Genomic DNA, 18,342 nt, shown 5'->3' on the forward strand with positions numbered 1-18,342 from the left:
CCACGGGCCGGGCGGCCCGTCCGCCCGGGTCGCGGGGAGACCGGACGGACGGGCTCGGCGTGCCTAGGCCTGGACGGGACGCGGCGCCGCGGACACCGGGGACACCGGCACGTCGTGCGCGTCGTGCGCGTCGTCGGTGTCATCGACCATGGTGCTCTCGTCGAACGGGTCCTCGCCGGCCAGGACGACCCGGGCGCGTTCCTTGTCGAACTCGCCGGTCCAGGTACCGACGACGACCGTCGCGACCGCGTTGCCGGCGAAGTTGGTCAGAGCCCGCGCCTCGGACATGAACCGGTCGATCCCGACGATGAGGCCCACGCCGTCGACGAGGTCCGGGCGGTGGCTCTGCAGGCCGCCGGCGAGCGTGGCCAGGCCCGCGCCGGTGATGCCGGCGGCACCCTTCGACGCGATGATCATGAAGAGGAGCAACGACAGTTGCTCGCCCAGCGACAGCGGATCGCCCATCGCCTGAGCGACGAACAGCGACGCCATCGTGAGGTAGATGGCGGTGCCGTCGAGGTTGAAGGAGTACCCGGTGGGCACCGTGATACCGACGACCGACCGGCTGACGCCGACGTGCTCCATCTTCGCGATCAGCCGGGGCAGCGCCGACTCCGACGACGAGGTCGACAGGATCAGCAGGAACTCGCGGCCGAGGTACCGCAGCAGGCTGAACAGGTTGATGCCGGAGACCAGCCGCACCAGCAGCCCGAGGACCACGAACACGAAGATCGCGCAGGTGACGTAGAAGCCGAGCATGATCTGCGCCAGGCTCTTCAACGCGTCGACGCCGGTCGCGCCGACCACGGCCGACATCGCGCCGAACGCGCCGATCGGCGCTAGCCACATGATCATCGCGAGGATCTTGAAGACGAGACGCTGGATCACGCCGATCGCGGCCAGCACCGGCTCGCCGCGCGAGCCCATCGCCTGCACGGCGAAGCCGACGAGCAGGGCGACGAGCAGGGTCTGCAGCACCTCGCCCGAGGTCAGCGAGGACAGCAGCGAGGTCGGGATCACACCCAGGACGAAGTCGGCGGTGCTCTCGGCCGGTGCGCCGCTGGCGGCCTTCTGGCCCGCCTTGGCGACCGCCTCGCTGAGGTGCAGGCCGGAGCCGGGGTGGACGATGTTGCCGACCACCAGACCGATCGCCAGTGCGACGGTCGACATGACGAGGAAGTAGCCGAGGGCCAGCCCGCCGACCCGGCCGACCTTGGCGGCCTTCCGGACCGAGCCGATGCCCAGCACGATCGTGCAGAAGATGATCGGGCTGATCATCATCTTGATGAGATTGACGAAACCCGTGCCGACCGGCCGGAGTTCCTTCGCGGCCTCGGGCGCCAGGAACCCGAAGGCGATGCCGGCGACCACCGCCACGATCACGGCGATGTAGAGGTAGTGCGTGCGGTCCCGCCGGGCTGGTGCGGTGGCCTGCGGGACAGGGGGCGAGGTGTCCATGCCGCAGAATGTGGCCTACGTCTCACCGGCCGGCACCGTTACGTTCATTCTGTTCACACGCACCCCGTACCGCTTCGTCCTCCTCGCGACCTTGAAACGGAAGCACCCCATGAGACGCCGTTGGAGCATCGCCGGGCAGCTTTTCGCCCTCCAGGTGCTGGTCGTGACCCTGCTGGTGGCCGGCGGGACGACCGGCGCCGTGCTGCTCGCCCGTGACGACGCCAAGGACGCGGCGACCGACCTCGTGGTCGCCGTCGCCGAGACCGTGGCCCGGTCGCCGTTCGTGGTCGACGCCGTGACCGGCGCCGATCCGCCGGGGCGCCTGCGGCCCTACGCCGACGCCATCCAGACCGCCACGCACACCGACTTCGTCGTCATCATGGCCCCGGACCGCACCCGCTACACCCACCCCACCCGCGACCTCGTCGGCAAGCCGTTCACCGGCACGATCGAGCCGGCCCTGCGCGGCGGCACCGTCGTGGAGACCTTCACCGGCAGCCTCGGCGAGTCGGTCCGTTCCGTCGTCCCGGTCCGGGACGCCGGCGGCCGGGTCGTCGCGCTGGTCTCGGTCGGCATCAGGACCGAGACCGTCAACCGCCGGCTGCTACGGCAGGCGCCGGCGGTCGCGCTGGCCACGGGCGCGGCGCTGCTCCTCGCCGCGGCGGGCGCGTGGCTGCTCAGCCGCCGGCTGCGGCGCCAGACCCACGGCCTCGGGCCGGCCGAGATGACCCGCATGTACGAGTACTACGACGGGGTCCTGCACGCCGTCCGGGAGGGACTCATCGTGGTCGACCTCAAGGGCCGCGTCGCGCTCGCCAACGACGAGGCGCGCCGGCTGCTGGGGCTACCCGAGATCGACGGCGCCGGCCGGCAGGTGACCGACGCCGACCTGCCGCCGCCGATCGCGGAGCTGGTCACCTCCGGCCGCTCCGCGGAGGACGAGCCGGTCCTCGCCGGCGACCGGGTGCTCGTGGCCAACCAGCGCGCCACGCGGTTCGGCGGGCGGCGCCTCGGGACCGTGCTCACGCTGCGCGACCACACGGAGCTGCGGGCGCTGACCGGCGAGCTGGACTCGGTGCGCGGGCTGACCGAGGCGCTGCGGGCGCAGGCCCACGAGGCCGCGAACCGGCTGCACACCGTCCTGACGATGGTGGAGCTGGGCCGGACCGACGAGGCCGTGCAGCTCGCGACGGCGGAGCTGGCCCTCGCCCAGCAGCTCACCGACCGGGTCGTCGGCGCCGTCACCGAGCCGGCCCTGGCCGCGCTGCTGCTCGGCAAGGCCGCGCAGGCCAGCGAGCGCGGCGTCGAACTGGAGGTCGACGCGGAGTCCCGGCTCGACGACACCTCGTTGCCGAGCCGCGACCTGATCACCGTCGTCGGCAACCTCGTCGACAACGCGCTCGAGGCCGTCGCCGGCACCGACCCGCCCCGGCGGGTCACGGTGCTGATCCGGCAGGCCGCCGGCGAGGTGGTCATCCGGGTCGGCGACACCGGCCCGGGCCTGCCCGAGGCGCAGGTCGCCGACGCGTTCCGGCGGGGCTGGTCGACCAAGCAGGAGGGGCGCGGGCTCGGCCTCGCGCTGGTCGGGCAGGTCGTGCGGCGCCACGGCGGGCGGCTCACCGTGACGCCCGCCGACGGCGGCGGCGCCGTCGTCACCGTCTGGCTCACGAGTTCGTCATCATCGGTCCGGAACGAAACGGAGGGCACGTGACCGGTCCGGAGCGAGGAGGTGGCATGACGGAGATCAGGGTGCTGGTGGTCGATGACGAGCCGTTGATCGCGGACGCGCACCGCGCGTACGCGGAGCGGCTGGCCGGGTTCACGGTCGTCGGCGTGGTGCACACCGCGCGGGAGGCGCTGGCCGTCCTGCGGTCCGAACCCGTCGACCTGGTCCTGCTCGACCTCAACCTGCCCGACAGGCACGGCCTGGAGGTGTGCCGGGCCCTGCGGTCGGCCGGCAGCAGCACCGACGTGCTGGCGGTGACCTCGGCCCGCGACATCGCGATGATCCGCGCCGCCGTCGCTCTCGGGGTGACGCACTACCTGCTCAAGCCGTTCACGTTCGCGGCGTTCCACGACAAGCTGGAGCGGTACGCGCGCTACCGCAGCCAGGTGCTCGGCAGCGGTGAGGTGGCCGCCCAGCACGAGGTCGACCGGGTCTTCGCGACGCTGCGCGGCACACCGGCAGCGTCGTTGCCGAAGGGGCTCGACACGGCCACGCTCGACGTCGTCCTGGCGGCGCTGCGCGGGGCCGGGCCGGGCGGTGGCCTGTCGGCGGCGGAGACCGCCGAACTGGCCGGCACCTCCCGCGTGACGGCCCGCCGGTACCTCGAGCATCTCGCCGACACCGGCCGGGTCGTCCGGGTGCCGCGCTACGGCGGCCCGGGCCGTCCGGAGGTCGAGTACCGCCCGCCGGAGTCCACCTAGGATCTCATCGGGTCCGCGTCAGACGCCGCGCTCGAACGTCATGAGATCGTGGCCGGGGCCGTTGTAGTCGCGCACCGGGCCGGCGACGGTGAAGTCGAGCGGCACGGCGGCGGGATCGAGGCGGAACGCGCACCGAGGCGCGTGTCGTGCTCGGGAAAGGAGACAGCGGGTGGAGCGTCGACCGTAACGGGCATACAGCGTCGTGCGCTCCTTCATATATCGTCCGTCGTTCGTGGACGAACGAGCGTCGAGCAGAGAGGGGCCGGCATGGGCCAGGGCTTGTACGAGCATGACCACCGCCTCACGGACTCGGCCGGAGCCGGACGGCCCGCGCCGTGGGTCGGCAGCCGCAACACATCCGGGGAACTGGTCGCCACGGCTCGCCGGAGGCGCTTCGCCTACCTCGACCGCTCCACCGACCGGCGCCCGGACGCCGGCCCTCGCCTCGACATCCGGGCGCGGGAGGTGTCCGGCGCAGCGCCGCGCCGGGCCGTCGAGCGGGGCAGCGGGGTCGCGCTCGCCGTCGGGATCGCCCTCACCACGGTGGGCGGGTTGATCCTGGCCGCCGTCTGCGTCCTGGGGCTGCTGGCGCGGCTCTGACCGCTGACGGCCTACGCCCGCCGGAGCCAGCGCGTCGGGTCGATCGCGCTCACCGCGGCCGTCGCGGGCCCTGTCGTCGTGGCGGTGGCCGCCGTCGGCAACCGCTTCGCCGGGGCACCCGCGGTGAACGGCTGAACGGCCCAGGTGAGGTCACCGCGTATCGTCAGAAATGGAGACTGTTGGGCGGATCCCGGGAGGGGGGCCGCACGTGGCGGGCGATGCCGGACGCCTCCCCGACGCCGAGCTGCTGGTCATGCTCGACGCCGACTCCCAGGGCTGGGCTCTCGCGCGTTCGGTGCGCGAGGGAGGGCACATCGTCGACTTCGAGCTCACCTACGTCAACGACGCCGGGTGCCGGCTGCTGGGCCGGGCGAGGGAGGCGCTGCTGGGCGTCCGGTGCCGCCGGCTGTGGCCGGACGCGATGCACGACGGCACCCTGCGGCTGTACCGGCAGGTGGTCGAGCGGCGAAAGCCGATGACCCGGACGGTGTACCACGACCGGGCCACCCTCTCCGGGCACTTCGAGCTGTCCGTCGGGCCGTTCGGGGACGGGTTCGCCGCCCGTTTCGTCGACCTCCGGCAGCTCACCGTGGCCCCGCAGTCGGCGGGCGGCAAGCAGGTCTGGTTCGAGCTCCGCCGCCCGTGAACCGGCTGAGGGGCGTCACGCACCGCCGCCGCGTAGCGGCGGCCGCTGCGCTCGCCGCGCGCGGCGCCGGCCCGGCGCGGCCGGCGACGCGGGCGCATCCCGGCGGCGCCGAATGGGTACCACGTCCCGGCATGACGGTCATCGGCTTCCACAACTCGCATGAGCAGATCCACCCGGCCGCGCTGCTGGACGCGGTGCGGCGCGCCGAGGCGGCGGGATTCGCCGCCGCCATGTGTTCCGACCACTTCTCGCCGTGGAGCGCCCGGCAGGGCCACTCCGGCTTCGCCTGGTCGTGGCTCGGGGCCGCCCTACAGGCCACCGGCCTGCCGTTCGGGATCGTCAACGCCCCCGGTCAGCGGTACCATCCAGCGATCATCGCCCAGTCGATCGGCACGCTCGCCGCGATGTACCCGGGGCGGTTCTGGGCGGCGCTGGGCACCGGTGAGGCCAGCAACGAGCACATCACCGGCGGTGGCTGGCCGCGCAAGGACGTCCGCAACGCGCGGCTGCGCGAGTGCGTCGACATCATCCGGGCGCTGCTGGCCGGCGAGGAGGTCAGCCACGACGGGCTCGTCACCGTCGACCGGGCCCGGCTGTGGACCCGCCCGGACGAGCCGGTGCGGCTGATCGGGCCGGCCGTCAGCGTCGAGACCGCCGGCTGGGTCGCCGAGTGGGCCGACGGCCTGATCACCGTCAACCAGCCGGTCGAGCGCCTGCGCCGCATGATCGAGGCGTACCGCGGGGCCGGCGGCCGCGGCGAGATCTGCCTCCAGGTGCATCTTAGCTGGGCCCCGACCCAGGAGGAGGCGACGGCGATCGCGCACGACCAGTGGCGCAGCAACGTCTTCGCGGCGCCCGTCTGCTGGGACCTCGAGATGACCGACCACTTCGACGAGGTGTCGCGGGAGGTCACCGCCGAGCAGGTCGGGCGGATCGTCCACGTGAGCGCCGACCCGGCCCGGCACGCCGAGATCCTCAACGGATACGTCGAGCTGGGCTTCGACCAGATCTATCTGCACCACGTCGGCCAGCGGCAGGCGGCCTTCATCGACACGTTCGGCGCCAAGGTGCTTCCGCAACTGACCCGGTAGTCAGGTCAGGCGTTGACCAGGAGGCGGACGGGGTAGCGGCGCAACCACAGGTCGAGGCCGAGCAGCAGTTCGATCGAGCGCCGGTTCGGCGCGAGCCCGCTGCTGTCCAGCGGGGTGGCGAGCACCTCCCGGACGCGGTGCGGGTCGATCAGCGCCGAGACCGGGGCGCTCGGGTCGTCGACGAGTTCGCTCAGCGAGCGGCGCAGCGACCGCTCGTAGGCCGGGTCCTGGGTCGAGGGGTAGGGGCTCTTGCGCCGCCGCAGCACCGATTCGGGCAGCAGGTCGGCGACGGCGGCCCGCAGCAGGCTCTTCTCCCGGCCGTCGAACGTCCGCATCGACCAGGGCGTGTTGTAGACGTACTCGACCAGGCGGTGGTCGCAGTACGGCACCCGGACCTCCAGCCCGTTGGCCATGCTCATCCGATCCTTGCGGTCCAGCAGGATCTGCACGAAGCGGGTCAGGTGCAGGTAGGAGATCTCGCGCATCCGCCGCTCCCTCGGGCCCTCGCCCGGCAGGTGCTCGACCTCGCCGAGCGCCTGGAGGTACGCCGCCTCGCGGTAGCCGTCCAGATCCATCGCGCGGGCCAGGTCCGGAGCGAGAAGCTGATCGGTGGCGTCCCGCCGGTCCCCCAGCGCCGCCAGCCAGGGGAACGTGTGGGCGGCGACCGCCTGCGGGTCGTGGAACCAGGCGTACCCGCCGAACACCTCGTCGGCGGACTCGCCGGACAACGCGACCGTGGAGTGCTCCCGCACCGCGCGGAAGAGCAGATAGAGGGAGACGTACAGGTCACCGAGGCCGGTCGGCAGGTCGTTGGCGGCCAGCACCTCCGTGCGGTACAGCGGATCCGTCAGCTCGGCGCTGTTGAGCACGATGTCGGCGTGCCGTGCCCCGATGTGGTCGACCACCTCGTGCACGAACGGCGTGTCCGGCTGGTCGCGCACGGCGTCCGGCCGGAAGTGCTCGGTCTGCCCGACGAAGTCGACCGCGAACGAGTGGACCGCCCCGAGCCCGTCCTGACGCAACGCCTCGGCGGCGAGCACGGTGATCGCCGACGAGTCCAGCCCGCCGGACAGCAGGGTGCACAGCGGCACGTGCGCGATGAGCTGCCGGCGGACGATGTCCTCCAGCAGCTCCCGCACGGCGTGGACGGTCGTGTCGAGGTCGTCCGGGTGCGGGTGGGAGACGACCCGCCAGTACCGGCGTAGTCGCAACCCGTCCCGGTCGATGACGGCGACGTGGCCCGGCGGCAGCTCCCGCACCCCGCGGTAGACGCCGTGCCCCGGCGTCTTCACCATCGCCAGCAGCTCCCGCAGCCCGTCGAGGTCCACCTCGGCGGGCACGTCGGGATGGGCGAGCAGGCCCTTCGGCTCGGAGGCGAAGAGCACCCCGTCGTCGGTCTCGTGGTAGAACAGCGGCTTCACGCCCATCCGGTCCCGGACGAGCATCAGGCGCTGCCGGGGCCCGTCCCACACGCCGAAGGCGTACATGCCGTTGAGCCGCTCGGCGCAGTGCTCGCCCCATTCGAGGTATGCGTGGAGCACCACCTCGGTGTCGGACTCGGTCTGGAACGAGTGGCCGAGCGCGATCAGCTCCGAGCGCAGTTCCCGGAAGTTGTACACCTCGCCGCTGTAGGTGAGGGCGGCGAGCACGTCCTCCCCGGCGAGCCGTCCACGGCCGGCGAGCATGGGCTGGCGGCCGCCGGCCAGGTCGATGACGGCCAGCCGGCGGTGGCCGATGCCGCAGTGCTCGCCGACCCAGAGCCCTTCGGCGTCAGGGCCCCGCAGCGCGGCGGTGGCCGTCATCGCCCGCAGCGCCGCCTGCTCGTGGACGAGGTTCCGCCGGTACGCGACCCAGCCGACAATCCCGCACATGCCGAGCCTCGTACCCTCCCGGCGCCCCTTCGCAACCGTTCACGCCTTGTACTGTTCCCACGGGATGTCCCACGCCGTCCAGCCGTCGCCGGGGTCCAGCCCCACCTCGGTGTTGCGCGTGGTCACCGGGTCGCCGACGAGCGTCTGTTCGTAGAGCCACCTGGCGTTGTCGGTGGAGACGTTGGTGCATCCGTGCGAGACGTTGCGGCGCCCCTGGTCCCCGACCGACCACGGCGCGGCGTGGATGTACTGCCCACCCCACGTCAGGCGCATCGCGAACTGGACCGGGGCGGTGTACTCCGGCGTGCGGAACACCGTGTACGCCTCCCGCGACATGATCACGGTGTTGCCGCTCGACGTCGGTGTCGACGACTTGCCCAGACTCACCGGCGCGGTCTTCACGAGCGCGTCGTTCTGGTAGACGCTGAGTTGTTTGGTCGCGTTGTCGATGTCGATGACGAGCTTCCGGCCGATCGTGACCGTGGCGGAGGCGTCCTCGTCGGCGTAACGGTCGCCGATCCGCACACCGTCGAGCGCCTTCCGCGCGGTGATCTTCGTGCCCGGCTGCCAGTACTTCTCCGGCCGGTACATCACCTGCTTGCCGCCGAACCAGCGCCACGCGCCCGGCTGCGGCGGGTCGCTCTTGACGAAGAGGCGCTGCTGCACGGCGGCGCGGGACTGCTCCGGCACGTCGGAGCCGAACTCGACGACGATCGGCATGCCGACGCCGTAGGTCCCGCCGTTGGTCAGCATCAGCTCGGACGTGACGGCCTGGCCTTTCGGCTTCGCCATCGTGGTGAACCTGGACTCGTGGGTCACGGCCTTGTTGTCCTTGCCGACGGCCGTGACCTTCGCGGTGTAGGCGGTGTCGTACCGCAGTGTCGTGGCCGGCACCCAGGCCGCGCCGTCCTCCCGGAACTCACCGGCGACCCGCTGGCCCGTCGCGTCGGTCAGCGACATGTCGGTGATCTTCCCATCGGTGACCTTCGTGCCGATCTCGGTGCTGACGGGCACGCCCGAGTTCCCCGCCGGCGGTGTGACGACCAGGCCGACCGGTGGTGTGGTCGACTTCGTCGCCGTCGGCTTCTTGGCACCGTCGCACGCGGACAGCCCGAGTTGTGCCCCCACCGCGAGCACAACCAGCATCATCGCGCTCCGGCGCAGCCCCGTCATGTTCTCTGCCTGTGTACGGACATGGTGCGATCGTCACGTGGATCGGGGCGACGCCGGGACAGAACACGAGTGACCGCCGGAGGGATGTCCCGATCCCGGGACCACGACGTCCCTCCGGCGGACCGGTTCACACGACGGCGTCCACGATCTGCTCCGCGAGCGGCTGCCACTTGGCGTACGCGTCCGGGAACGCCGACACCTGCACCGTCTGGGCCGCGACGGTGATGGCGAGCTGCGCCCAATTGGGGATCCGGACCAGCGCGGCGTAGAACCGGCGGGCGGACTCGTGGGGATCCATCAACTGCTCGACGCTCCCCCAGCTCGGTCGCTGCTGGAACAGGCCGATCGAGTCGTGGTCGTACCCCACGCCCTCGTTGGGATGCCCCATCGACCCCGGCACGTTCGGGTTCGCGAGGACCCGCAGGTGGCTCTCCTGCAGCGCGGTGGCGAGCGCGATCACGTACGCGCGCGGCGGCAGGTTCATCTGCTGGCCGGCCTCGATGATCGCCACGGCGTTGTCCATCTCGTCCTGGGAAAGGCCCCCGACGGGCGCGTGGACGGTCGGTGACGGCGCCGCCGAGGGAGCCGCGGTCGCCGCCGGTGGTGACACCTGCGCCGACGGCGGCCGCGCCGGCGCCGGCGCCGCCTTCGTCGGGGGGACACCGCGCGGATGGCCGGACCACGGCAGCGGCATGCGCCGGAGGTCGCGGGAGACGCCGCCACCGGCCGGCGAGCGCTCCGCGTCGCCCACGAACGCGACCCCGGCCTCCGAACCGAGCGGCGCGGCCGACGAACTCAGCGTCGAGGCGAGCGCGGCCGCCGTGATCGTGATGACGGCGGCCACCGCCACCCGGGTTCGCAGCGGTGCCGGCACGGTCGAGGCGAGCCCGATCCGCGACCCGACGTATGCGAGGGCCTTGTGGCGGCCACGGCGGTAGCGATGGAGGTAACGACGGAACCGGCGGAGTCCACGAACATGCGCGGCACCGCTGAGCTGCTGATCTTCCTCGGCGCCCGGAAACATCCGGCGAGCGTAGGACGTCCCCGGTCCGGTGCCGCACCGGGTCCGCGCAGCGGACCGCCGGACGATGGGTACAGCGCAGGTGGACCCCGGGCGGTCGGCGAACGCACCCGGTCACATCGCCAGGCACCCGCACGCATGCTGGCTGAGCAGCGCAGGGGGTACAAATCCCACCTGCCCACCCGCTAGTGTCGTCCTGTCCACCCTGGCTGACCGTCACCACCAGGAGTGACTCCGGGGTGGATCCGCCGAGTCGTGTGCGCACGAGCCGGGGAACCAGGCACAACCGGGGTGAATCCGCGAGGTCCGTCGAGCCGCGTGGTAGGGCGATCCTCCCGCCCGAACCCGTCAGCTAACCCGGTAGGCGGCAACGGAAGGAGCGCGTTGCGTGCGGACCACCACGTGGCATGACACCTGTCGTCCCACCTCGACCTGCAACCTGGACGCCCGCGAGATGACGAGAGCGTCCGGGCGGTCCACGGCCCGGTAGCCGTCCGGCACCGGCCACCGATCTGCCCTGCCCCCGCCCTGCCGGCTCAGGCTTCGCCGGCCGGGTCGTTGCCCGCTGCCCGAGTCCCGCTCGTCCGGCGGGCGGCAACAGAAGCCGTGTTCCAGCACGTCTGTCGAGGTGCCCGTGAGTTACCAGTACAAAGCCAGGCATTCACAAAACCCGGCCGATCCCGTCTCCCCGTCCCGCAGGCTGCCCCTCGTGGCGGCCTCGGCGGCGCTCGTCGCGGCGGCGGCGGCCGGCCTGACCATCTACCACTCCGCGTCCGCGGTCCCGGCCCCGGACGCACAGACCTGGGCGACGGTCGCGGATCCGTCCCAGTTGGCCGACCCGGCCGCACGGAACCGGGAGCTGCGACAGGCCGCGCCCGAAGCGGCGACCAGTGTGCCGAAGACCGGCGCGAGCAGTGCGCCGGCCCGGCGCGGCGCGACGACCGCTCCGCCGGCCGCCGCGAAGGCTCCGAGCGCCCAGGGCACTCCGAGCGCCCAGGCCAGCCCGGCCGCCCCGGCGGCGAAGACCCTCAGCTACCAGTTCCAATGGCAGGAGAACTTCTACTTCTGCGGCCCCGCGGCCACCCGCATCGCGCTGACCTCGCGAGGACTACAGCCGTCGCAGTCCGAGGTCGCCCAGAGCCTGCGCACCACGGTCAACGGCACCAACTCGGCCGACGACGCCACCCGCGCGCTCAACGCCTTGACCGGCGGCTCGTTCTACAAGTCCCGCTTCATCGGCACCCAGGCCGCCACCCAGGCGGACATGGACCGGTTGCGTGCGGACGTCGTCCACGCGATCTCGAACGGCTACCCTGTGGTCGCGAACATCGCGGGTTCCACCGTGGACAACGACGGCATCGCCCACTCGTATCCGGGCGGTCACTTCCTCACGGTCGTGGGGTACAGCGACGCCGGCCAGAACGTCACGATCGCCGATCCCGCCGATGCCCGCGGCGTCGGCCGGTACACGCTGACCACGGTCAAGCTCGCGCACTGGATCGCGCTGCGCGGCTACTCGGCCTGACCCGTTCGCCGGGACGCCGTCCGGCGCGGACGGCGTCCCGGCGGGGTCGGGCGTCAGCGGGTCTCGGCGGTGCCGGCGGCCGCCGGGGCGGCCGCCGTTTCGCCGGGATTGGCCTGCCGCACCACGCCCGGCGACCGCTGGTCGTCCATCCATGCCTGGAGGGCGGGGCCGGACTCGAAGCTGGCGATCAGCGCGTACCGCGGTTCCGGGCCCAGGTGGTAGGCCGCGTGCCAGAGCCGCTCGGTGTCCACCACGAACTGGGCGCCGCGAGGCAGCGGGACGCGATGCTCGATCGTCGGGTCGTCGCGGTGCTCCCGCAGGATCATGTAGCTGCCCGGGTCGTCGGTGAGGTTGAGCCAGACCCGCACCACCCACCCCTCGGGCTCGGGGTTCAGCCGGTTGTTGTCGTCCTGGTGCAGGTGCCGTTCGAGCACCGTGCCCTTGTCGATCGAGGGCTGTAGCTTGATGATGCGCACCCGCCCGAAGTTGGCGCCGACCGATGTCACCCAGTCGCACAGCGTCGGCGCGAGCCGGGCGTTGGAGGTCCAGACTCCGCCCTTGTCCGGCATGCCGTGCTCCCAGAACCCGCGCGGGTCGTCGTCGCCCTTCGCGGAGGCCAGCACCGCGAAGTTCGTATCGCCCCCGGACTTCCAGTCCAGGTATTCGAGGCTCTCCCACTCCTTCGGATCCAGGTGCCCCGCGTACCGCTTCAGGGTCACGTATCCGGTTTCGGCGAGGGACTGCAGCTTGCGATGGCGGGTGGGTATGACCGTCACGAACCGACCTCCAGACGTCGTCGACTGTTGCTGGGGGCCGCCCTAACCCGGATCCGTCACGGCAAACCCGACCGGCGGGATGGCCTTGGGAGTGACCCCGTTACCCTCGGACGCCCCTCACGTCCCCAGCGCCCGCGCCCGGCTCGGAGCGGGGAACCCCTGCACCGGCTGCCCGCGCAGGGAGGTCGCCATGGTCCGCGCGACGGCGCTGTTGACGGAGCTGGAGACCCCGTCGCCCACATTGTCGTTCGGGTTGTCGGCGTTCACCGCGATGCCGGCGGCGGCGACCTGCGGCGTGAAGCCGACGAACGTCTCGGTGGAGTTGTACTCGGAGCTGCCGGTCTTTCCGGCGACCGGCCGCCCGCCCAGGATGCCGGACACGGCCTCGGCCGTGCCGCCGTCGCACTTGCCGTACGCCGACCCTCTGCCGACCGGGCACCGGGCCGCGTCGGTCGCCGCGACCGCCACGTCCTCGCTGACCTCCTGGCGACACTTGGGAGCGGCGGCGTTCACCGGTTTGCCGTCCGGGTCGGTGATCGACAGTACGGGCAGCGGCTGGCAGTACAACCCCTTGGCGGCGACCGTCGCGTAGGCGTTGGCGAGGTCGAGCGGGGTGGTCGAGGCGTTGCCCAGGGTGAACGAACCCCACTCGTCCACCTTCGCCGCCATCGTCTGGTCCCCGGCCGCGCGGAACGTGATCCCCAGCCGCTTCGCCATGTCCACGACCCGGCGGACACCGACCTGCTGCTCGAGCCACACGAAGTAGGTGTTGACCGAGCGGCCGAAGCCGTTCCACATCGTACGGTTGCCATTCATCCAGCTCGGGCTGGCGTTCGCCGGGCACCACCGGCCGCCGCAGCTACCCGCGCCGCTGCCGGGCCACTTGGTCACCAGGCGTCCGGGCGCGTTGAAGGTCGTGTTGAGCGGCATGCCCGCCTCGAGCGCGGCGAGCATGGTGAACATCTTGAACGTCGACCCCGCCTGGTAGCCGCCGACACCGCCGCCGCCCCCGACGAGCTGGTTCACCGTGTTCGGGTACGTCGGATGCTCCGGCGGGTTGGGATCGAGGCCGAAGTGCCGGTTGACCGCCATGGCGAGGATCCGGCCGCTGCCCGGGGTGACGACGGCCAGCGGCAGCGAACGGGCGCTGCCGTAGCCGTAGACGCCCAGCGACTGGGCGAGCGCCGTCGTCTGCACCCCGGGATCGAGCGACGTCACCACCGTGTAGCCGCCGGTCCGCAGCGCGTCGTCCCGCTCGTACGGCGTGGCCCCGAACTCCGCCTGGCGACCCCACCACTGCCGGAAGTAGTCGCAGAAGAAGCCCCAGTCGTTGTGCTGCGGCGTGACGGACACGCAGTTGTTCGGCGGCCGGCTCACCTTGAGCTCCAGCGGCTGGGCACGCGCGACCGCGGCCTCCGCGGCCGTGATCGTCCCCATCTTGACCATCGCGTCGAGCGTGTAGCCGCGCCGTTGCAGCGCGGCCCCGCGGTCGCCGCTGATCGGGTTGTCGGCGTCCGGCGACTGCAACAGCCCGGCGATCAGGGCCGCCTCGGGCAGGCTGAGCTCGGCGGGAGCCTTGCTGAAGTACGTCTGGCTGGCGGCGTAGATCCCGTAGGCGCCGGCGCCGAAGTAGGCGATGTTCAGGTAGCGGTTGAGGATGTCCGGCTTGCTCAGGCGCTTCTCCAGCTCGACCGCGTAGCGCATCTCGCGGACCTTGCGCCCCGGCGTGTCGATGCCCGCGTTGACGCGTTGCTGCGGTGACAGGCTCGGATCGTTCTTGAGCGAGTTGCGGACGTACTGCATCGTCAGCGTCGACGCGCCCTGCTGGCTCTGGCCCCTGCTGTTGGAGACCAGCGCCCGCAGGACACTCCGGCTGTCGACGCCGCGGTGCTCGTAGAAGCGGGTGTCCTCGGCCGCGACGACGGCCTTGCGCATCACCGGGGCGATCTGGTCCAGCGGCACGTCCCTGCGGTTCTCGTCATAGAAGGTGGTGACGAGCGTCTTGCCGTCGTTGGCGTAGACGTAGGTGATCTGCGGCGCCCGGGGTGCCGCCAGGCTCGTCGGCAGCGCCTCCCAGACGTCGGTGCCGGCCCGCACCGCGGAACCGCCGAGGAGGCCGAGCGGAAGCACGGCGACCGCCGTCGCCACCGCCGCGAGGAAGCTGAACAGCGCGAACCTGCCGAGCCTGCGCACCAGCGTCGGCGGCCGCGGCGGCAGGGCGGCGGCATTGTGACGGGCGGTGGCCTTGGCCGAGTGACGGCTGCCCGTTCGGGCGCGGACGAGACGCATCGAGCTCTCCCAGCGGTACAAGGGCGGTTCGCCTGCCGCCGATGTCCGTGCGGCCCACTGCGGCGGTCCGCGCGGCTACCCGAGAGGGATGAGCGATAAACGGCTCCGGCACGCCGCGCGGCCGGTTCACCCTCCGGTGTTTTCACCCCAGGCCGGAGGCGTAGCCCACGCAGAGGAGCGACCGGAGGAGGGCCGGGCAATCGGGCGCCTCCCATGCGGGGCGCTGATTCGCTGGTTGGCGTGGCGCTCCACGGCCGCCCGCGGCCGGCCGGCGCTGCACGGTGACGGAAGGGAAACGATGCCATGTGCGGCTTCCTGGTCCACGTGAGCGACAGCCAGATCTCTCCGGAAACGCTCGAGCGCATCGAGCGGCAACTCGACCTGCTCCACCATCGCGGCCCCGACGACACCGCCGTCGAGCGGCTCGGTGACGGCGTGACGGCCGGTTTCAAGCGGTTGTCCATCATCGACCGGCAGGGCAGCCGACAGCCGTTGCGGTACCCGCCGGAGGGTCCGGAGGCCGGCCGCTGGGGCCTGGTCTTCAACGGCGAGATCTACAACTTCGAGGCGTTGCGCGACGAGCTGATCCGCGAGCACGGCGCGGTCTTCGCCACCGACGGCGACAGCGAGGTCGTCGCCGCCGCCTTCCACCACTGGGGAGAGGCGGCGCTCGGCCGGTTGCGGGGAATGTTCGCGTTCGTCCTGTGGGACGCCGCGAACGAGACGGTGCACGCGGTCCGGGACCCGTTCGGGATCAAGCCGCTGTACTACCTGTCGGCCCCGGGCGAGCTGTGGCTGTCGAGCGAGAAGCCGCCGCTGCTGGAGATCGCGGGGGACGAGCTCGACGCGACCGCGCTGTCGCTGTACCTGACGATGCAGTACGTTCCCGAGCCCTACACGCTGCACCGGGACATCGCCCGGCTGCCCGGCGGCGGGATGCTGAGCCGGGCGCTCGGCCGCGCGCCGCTGGTCCGCCGGTACACCCGGACCACGTTCCGGCCGGATCCGACCGCCGACGACGACGGCATCGTCGACGAGCTGCGCGCGGCGCTGCGCGAGAGCGTCCGATGCCACCTGCGCGCGGACGTCCCGGTCGGCGCCTTCCTGTCCAGCGGCATCGACTCGACCGGCGTCGTCGCCCTCGCGGCCGAGGTCGATCCGCAGATCCGCACGTTCACCGTGGGCTTCGACGTGCCCGCCGCCGTGTCCGAGATCGAGGTGGCCGAGAAGACGGCCCGGCACCTCGGCGTCGAGCTGGTGCCCACGGTCGTCAAGCCGGACGACGTGCTGGACGTGCTGCCCCGCATCGTCTGGCACCTGGGCGACCCGGTCGCCGACCCGTCGATCGTCCCGCTGTTCTGCCTGGCGAGGACGGCGGCGCAGCACGTCACCGTCGTCCTGTCCGGCGAAGGCGCGGACGAGCTGGCCGGCGGCTACACCATCTACCGCGAACCCCGTTCCCTCGCGCCGGTGAGCCGCCTCGCCGACCCGCTCCAGCGCGGCCTGCGGGCCCTGGCCAGAGCGCTCCCCGAGGGCTTCAAAGGCAAGAGCTACCTGCAGCGCGCGACCACGCCGATCCAGACCCGGTACTTCGGCAACGCCCGGGTGTTCAGCGACGAGGAGAAGGCCCGGATCCTCGGCGGCAAGCCGATGGTCGGGCACGCCCACGTCACCTGGCCCCTGTACGCCGAGGCGATGCATCTCGACGACGCCACGACGATGCAGCACATCGACGTCAACACCTGGCTGCCCGGCGACATCCTGACGAAGGCGGACCGGATCTCGATGGCGCACTCGCTGGAGCTGCGCGTGCCGTACCTGGACCGGGGGGTGTTCGAGGTCATGTCCCGGCTACCGGTGCGGCTGAAGGTGCCGCCCTACCGCCGGACGACCAAGTACGCACTGCGCAGGGCCCTCAAGGGCATCGTGCCCGACTTCGTCGTCGACCGGCCGAAGCTCGGCTTCCCCACCCCGGCCCGCGCGTGGCTGCGCACGGATCTCGCCGAGTGGGCACACCACCTGCTGTCCACGTCGGGCGCGGGGCAGCTCGTCGACCTGGACTACGCGCACACGATGCTGACCGAACACGAGCGCGGCGACGCCGACCACGCCCGGAAGCTGTGGATCCTGCTGTCGTTCTGCCTGTGGCACGGCATCTTCGTCGACGGCTCGATCCAGCCTCCGCAGACCCGGCGGCCGGACCGTCCGCTGGTGACGGGGTGACACCGGCCGACCGGCGTGCGCGGTGGTGGTCCGACCGCCGGTGTGCTCGGCCTCGCCGGCTCCGGCCCTCGACGCGTCACCGGAACAGGTCGGACAGCGGCACCGGGCGCAGGCCCCGGGCGCGCAGGCCGTCGAGGATCGGCTGCAGCGCCTCGTCGGTGAACCGGGCGTTGGCCTCGGTGATGTGCATGACGACGATCGAGCCGGGCCGCACCCCGGTCAGGACCGCGTGCACGATCGGCTGCGCGGCGGTGGCGTTGGGGTCGCCGCTGACGACGTCTCCCTGCACGACCGTCACGCCGAGCGGAGCCAGCGCCCGCAGTGCGGCATCGTCGTAGCACAGGCCCGGGAAGCGGAAATAGCGGGTCTGGCGGCCGCCGTACGGGGCGATGACGTCGAAGGTGTGCGCGACGTCCTCGGTCATCTGCGCCGGCGCGATCGGTGGCAGGCTGTAGCAGGGAGACTTGAACGCCTGGTGCCGGTAGGTGTGGTTGGCGAGCTCGAACGCCGGGTTCCCGGCCAGCCGGCGGGTGACGTCGGGATACGCCTCGACCCATTCGCCGGTGAGGAAGAACGTGGCCGGCGTCCCGGTCCGCTCCAGGATGTCGATGACCTTCCGGTTGGCGAAGCTGAGGGTCGGGTCGGCCGCCATGCGCCGCAGCATGGTGTCGGTCATGTCGGCGTCGAAGGTCAACGCGACCCGGTTGCCGATCCGGGGACCGTTGCCGACGACGGGCGGGACGCTGCCCGGCCGGGTCGCACCCGGCAGCACAGCCGATGACGGTTCTGCCGTCACCGGACCGGCGGTGACGACGACGGCGTCGCTCGAGGGCCGCGCCGCGGGCTGGGACGCGCCGCTCGACGAGGTGCAGGCGGTGAGGAGCAGGCCGGCCGCCAGCACGAAAATCCCTGGATTGCGCACCCGCGCATGCTGCCAGACTCGACGCGGTCCCGTGGCCCCGATCCATCGACGTCGGTCGGCTGACCGCCGGCGGCCAGCCGGTGAGCCACCACACCAGCTACGGCGCGTCACCCCGGCAGCGCGGACGGTGCGACCGGGCGCCGTCGGGCCGCGGCCGCCGGTGAGCGCGAGCACGGTGACGCCGTACCGCCGCGATCGTCTCCCGGCCACGGCGGCTGGCGAGGAACACCGCGTGCGACGATCCCGCGGGCCGCGCCGAAGGGGCGACTGCTTGATCATGGGAAAGATGTGGCTGCCTGGGTAGCCAGATCTTTCCCATG

The 18,342-nt window shown here is 72.1% G+C and carries 15 protein-coding genes and 1 riboswitch; of the genes, 7 read left to right on the top strand and 8 right to left on the bottom strand.

Annotated features, from left to right (window positions below; translation table 11 throughout):
• Positions 1–63: 63 nt before the first annotated feature.
• Positions 64–1,458 (bottom strand): cation:dicarboxylate symporter family transporter, encoded by a 1,395-nt coding sequence (locus Drose_RS22220; RefSeq protein WP_260723224.1) that lies wholly within the window; start codon positions 1,456–1,458, stop codon positions 64–66.
• 109 nt (positions 1,459–1,567) lie between these two features.
• Here Drose_RS22220 and Drose_RS22225 point away from each other — a divergent pair, with 109 nt between their 5' ends.
• Together Drose_RS22225 and Drose_RS22230 are read left to right on the top strand one after the other, a co-directional pair.
• Positions 1,568–3,169, top strand: a complete 1,602-nt coding sequence (locus tag Drose_RS22225; protein WP_260723225.1) for a sensor histidine kinase — start codon at positions 1,568–1,570, stop codon at positions 3,167–3,169.
• Between the two features lie 23 nt (positions 3,170–3,192).
• Entirely contained in the window at positions 3,193–3,885 is a 693-nt protein-coding gene (locus Drose_RS22230) for a response regulator (protein WP_260723226.1), read from the top strand.
• Between the two features lie 18 nt (positions 3,886–3,903).
• On the opposite strand, the gene Drose_RS22235 is transcribed toward Drose_RS22230, so the two are convergent.
• On the bottom strand, positions 3,904–4,101 hold the full coding sequence (locus Drose_RS22235; RefSeq protein WP_260723227.1) for a hypothetical protein: 198 nt from the start codon (positions 4,099–4,101) through the stop codon (positions 3,904–3,906).
• A gap of 51 nt (positions 4,102–4,152) precedes the next feature.
• On the opposite strand from Drose_RS22235, the gene Drose_RS22240 reads away from it, so the two are divergent.
• The 3 genes from Drose_RS22240 to Drose_RS22250 all read left to right on the top strand — a co-directional run bounded on the left by Drose_RS22240 (position 4,153) and on the right by Drose_RS22250 (position 6,222).
• A complete protein-coding gene (locus tag Drose_RS22240) occupies positions 4,153–4,485 on the top strand; it encodes a hypothetical protein (protein ID WP_260723228.1) in 333 nt (110 codons plus the stop codon).
• A 208-nt stretch (positions 4,486–4,693) separates the two neighbouring features.
• Complete coding sequence (locus Drose_RS22245; RefSeq protein ID WP_260723229.1) at positions 4,694–5,131, top strand: PAS domain-containing protein; 438 nt, start codon at positions 4,694–4,696, stop codon at positions 5,129–5,131.
• Positions 5,132–5,262: 131 nt separating this feature from the next.
• Positions 5,263–6,222, top strand: coding sequence for a TIGR03885 family FMN-dependent LLM class oxidoreductase (locus Drose_RS22250; protein WP_260729782.1), 960 nt, complete (start codon positions 5,263–5,265; stop codon positions 6,220–6,222).
• A gap of 5 nt (positions 6,223–6,227) precedes the next feature.
• Here Drose_RS22250 and asnB (Drose_RS22255) read toward each other — a convergent pair whose 3' ends face one another.
• The 3 genes from asnB (Drose_RS22255) to Drose_RS22265 all read right to left on the bottom strand — a co-directional run bounded on the left by asnB (Drose_RS22255) (position 6,228) and on the right by Drose_RS22265 (position 10,290).
• Positions 6,228–8,093 carry an asparagine synthase (glutamine-hydrolyzing) gene (gene asnB, locus Drose_RS22255; RefSeq protein WP_260723230.1) on the bottom strand — a complete coding sequence of 622 codons (1,866 nt, stop codon included), beginning with the start codon at positions 8,091–8,093 and terminating at the stop codon, positions 6,228–6,230.
• A gap of 39 nt (positions 8,094–8,132) precedes the next feature.
• A complete protein-coding gene (locus Drose_RS22260) occupies positions 8,133–9,266 on the bottom strand; it encodes a L,D-transpeptidase (RefSeq protein ID WP_260723231.1) in 1,134 nt (377 codons plus the stop codon).
• A gap of 127 nt (positions 9,267–9,393) precedes the next feature.
• A complete protein-coding gene (locus tag Drose_RS22265) occupies positions 9,394–10,290 on the bottom strand; it encodes a hypothetical protein (protein ID WP_260723232.1) in 897 nt (298 codons plus the stop codon).
• Between the two features lie 233 nt (positions 10,291–10,523).
• A riboswitch (cyclic di-AMP (ydaO/yuaA leader) is annotated at positions 10,524–10,669 on the top strand.
• Between the two features lie 252 nt (positions 10,670–10,921).
• On the opposite strand from Drose_RS22265, the gene Drose_RS22270 reads away from it, so the two are divergent.
• Complete coding sequence (locus Drose_RS22270; RefSeq protein ID WP_260723233.1) at positions 10,922–11,812, top strand: C39 family peptidase; 891 nt, start codon at positions 10,922–10,924, stop codon at positions 11,810–11,812.
• 53 nt (positions 11,813–11,865) lie between these two features.
• On the opposite strand, the gene Drose_RS22275 is transcribed toward Drose_RS22270, so the two are convergent.
• Together Drose_RS22275 and Drose_RS22280 are read right to left on the bottom strand one after the other, a co-directional pair.
• Positions 11,866–12,588 (bottom strand): hypothetical protein, encoded by a 723-nt coding sequence (locus Drose_RS22275; RefSeq protein WP_260723234.1) that lies wholly within the window; start codon positions 12,586–12,588, stop codon positions 11,866–11,868.
• A gap of 117 nt (positions 12,589–12,705) precedes the next feature.
• Entirely contained in the window at positions 12,706–14,877 is a 2,172-nt protein-coding gene (locus Drose_RS22280) for a transglycosylase domain-containing protein (protein WP_260723235.1), read from the bottom strand.
• A gap of 324 nt (positions 14,878–15,201) precedes the next feature.
• Between Drose_RS22280 and asnB (Drose_RS22285) the strand changes: the two genes are divergently transcribed.
• Complete coding sequence (gene asnB, locus Drose_RS22285) at positions 15,202–17,100, top strand: asparagine synthase (glutamine-hydrolyzing) (protein ID WP_260723236.1); 1,899 nt, start codon at positions 15,202–15,204, stop codon at positions 17,098–17,100.
• Positions 17,101–17,176: 76 nt separating this feature from the next.
• Here asnB (Drose_RS22285) and Drose_RS22290 read toward each other — a convergent pair whose 3' ends face one another.
• A complete protein-coding gene (locus Drose_RS22290) occupies positions 17,177–18,022 on the bottom strand; it encodes a polysaccharide deacetylase family protein (RefSeq protein ID WP_260723237.1) in 846 nt (281 codons plus the stop codon).
• Positions 18,023–18,342 lie beyond the last annotated feature (320 nt).

Source organism: Dactylosporangium roseum (assembly GCF_025264685.1).
In the GTDB taxonomy this organism is placed as follows: Bacteria; Actinomycetota; Actinomycetes; order Mycobacteriales; family Micromonosporaceae; genus Dactylosporangium; species Dactylosporangium roseum.

What these genes read in the sequence shown, in the direction of transcription:
- Drose_RS22220 (WP_260723224.1), bottom strand. Translation starts at nt 1,458, where the DNA reads ATGGACACCTCGCCCCCTGTCCCGCAGGCCACCGCACCAGCCCGGCGG.
- Drose_RS22225 (WP_260723225.1), top strand. Translation starts at nt 1,568, where the DNA reads ATGAGACGCCGTTGGAGCATCGCCGGGCAGCTTTTCGCCCTCCAGGTG.
- Drose_RS22230 (WP_260723226.1), top strand. Translation starts at nt 3,193, where the DNA reads ATGACGGAGATCAGGGTGCTGGTGGTCGATGACGAGCCGTTGATCGCG.
- Drose_RS22235 (WP_260723227.1), bottom strand. Translation starts at nt 4,101, where the DNA reads ATGAAGGAGCGCACGACGCTGTATGCCCGTTACGGTCGACGCTCCACC.
- Drose_RS22240 (WP_260723228.1), top strand. Translation starts at nt 4,153, where the DNA reads ATGGGCCAGGGCTTGTACGAGCATGACCACCGCCTCACGGACTCGGCC.
- Drose_RS22250 (WP_260729782.1), top strand. Translation starts at nt 5,263, where the DNA reads ATGACGGTCATCGGCTTCCACAACTCGCATGAGCAGATCCACCCGGCC.
- asnB (WP_260723230.1), bottom strand. Translation starts at nt 8,093, where the DNA reads ATGTGCGGGATTGTCGGCTGGGTCGCGTACCGGCGGAACCTCGTCCAC.
- Drose_RS22260 (WP_260723231.1), bottom strand. Translation starts at nt 9,266, where the DNA reads ATGACGGGGCTGCGCCGGAGCGCGATGATGCTGGTTGTGCTCGCGGTG.
- Drose_RS22265 (WP_260723232.1), bottom strand. Translation starts at nt 10,290, where the DNA reads ATGTTTCCGGGCGCCGAGGAAGATCAGCAGCTCAGCGGTGCCGCGCAT.
- Drose_RS22280 (WP_260723235.1), bottom strand. Translation starts at nt 14,877, where the DNA reads ATGCGTCTCGTCCGCGCCCGAACGGGCAGCCGTCACTCGGCCAAGGCC.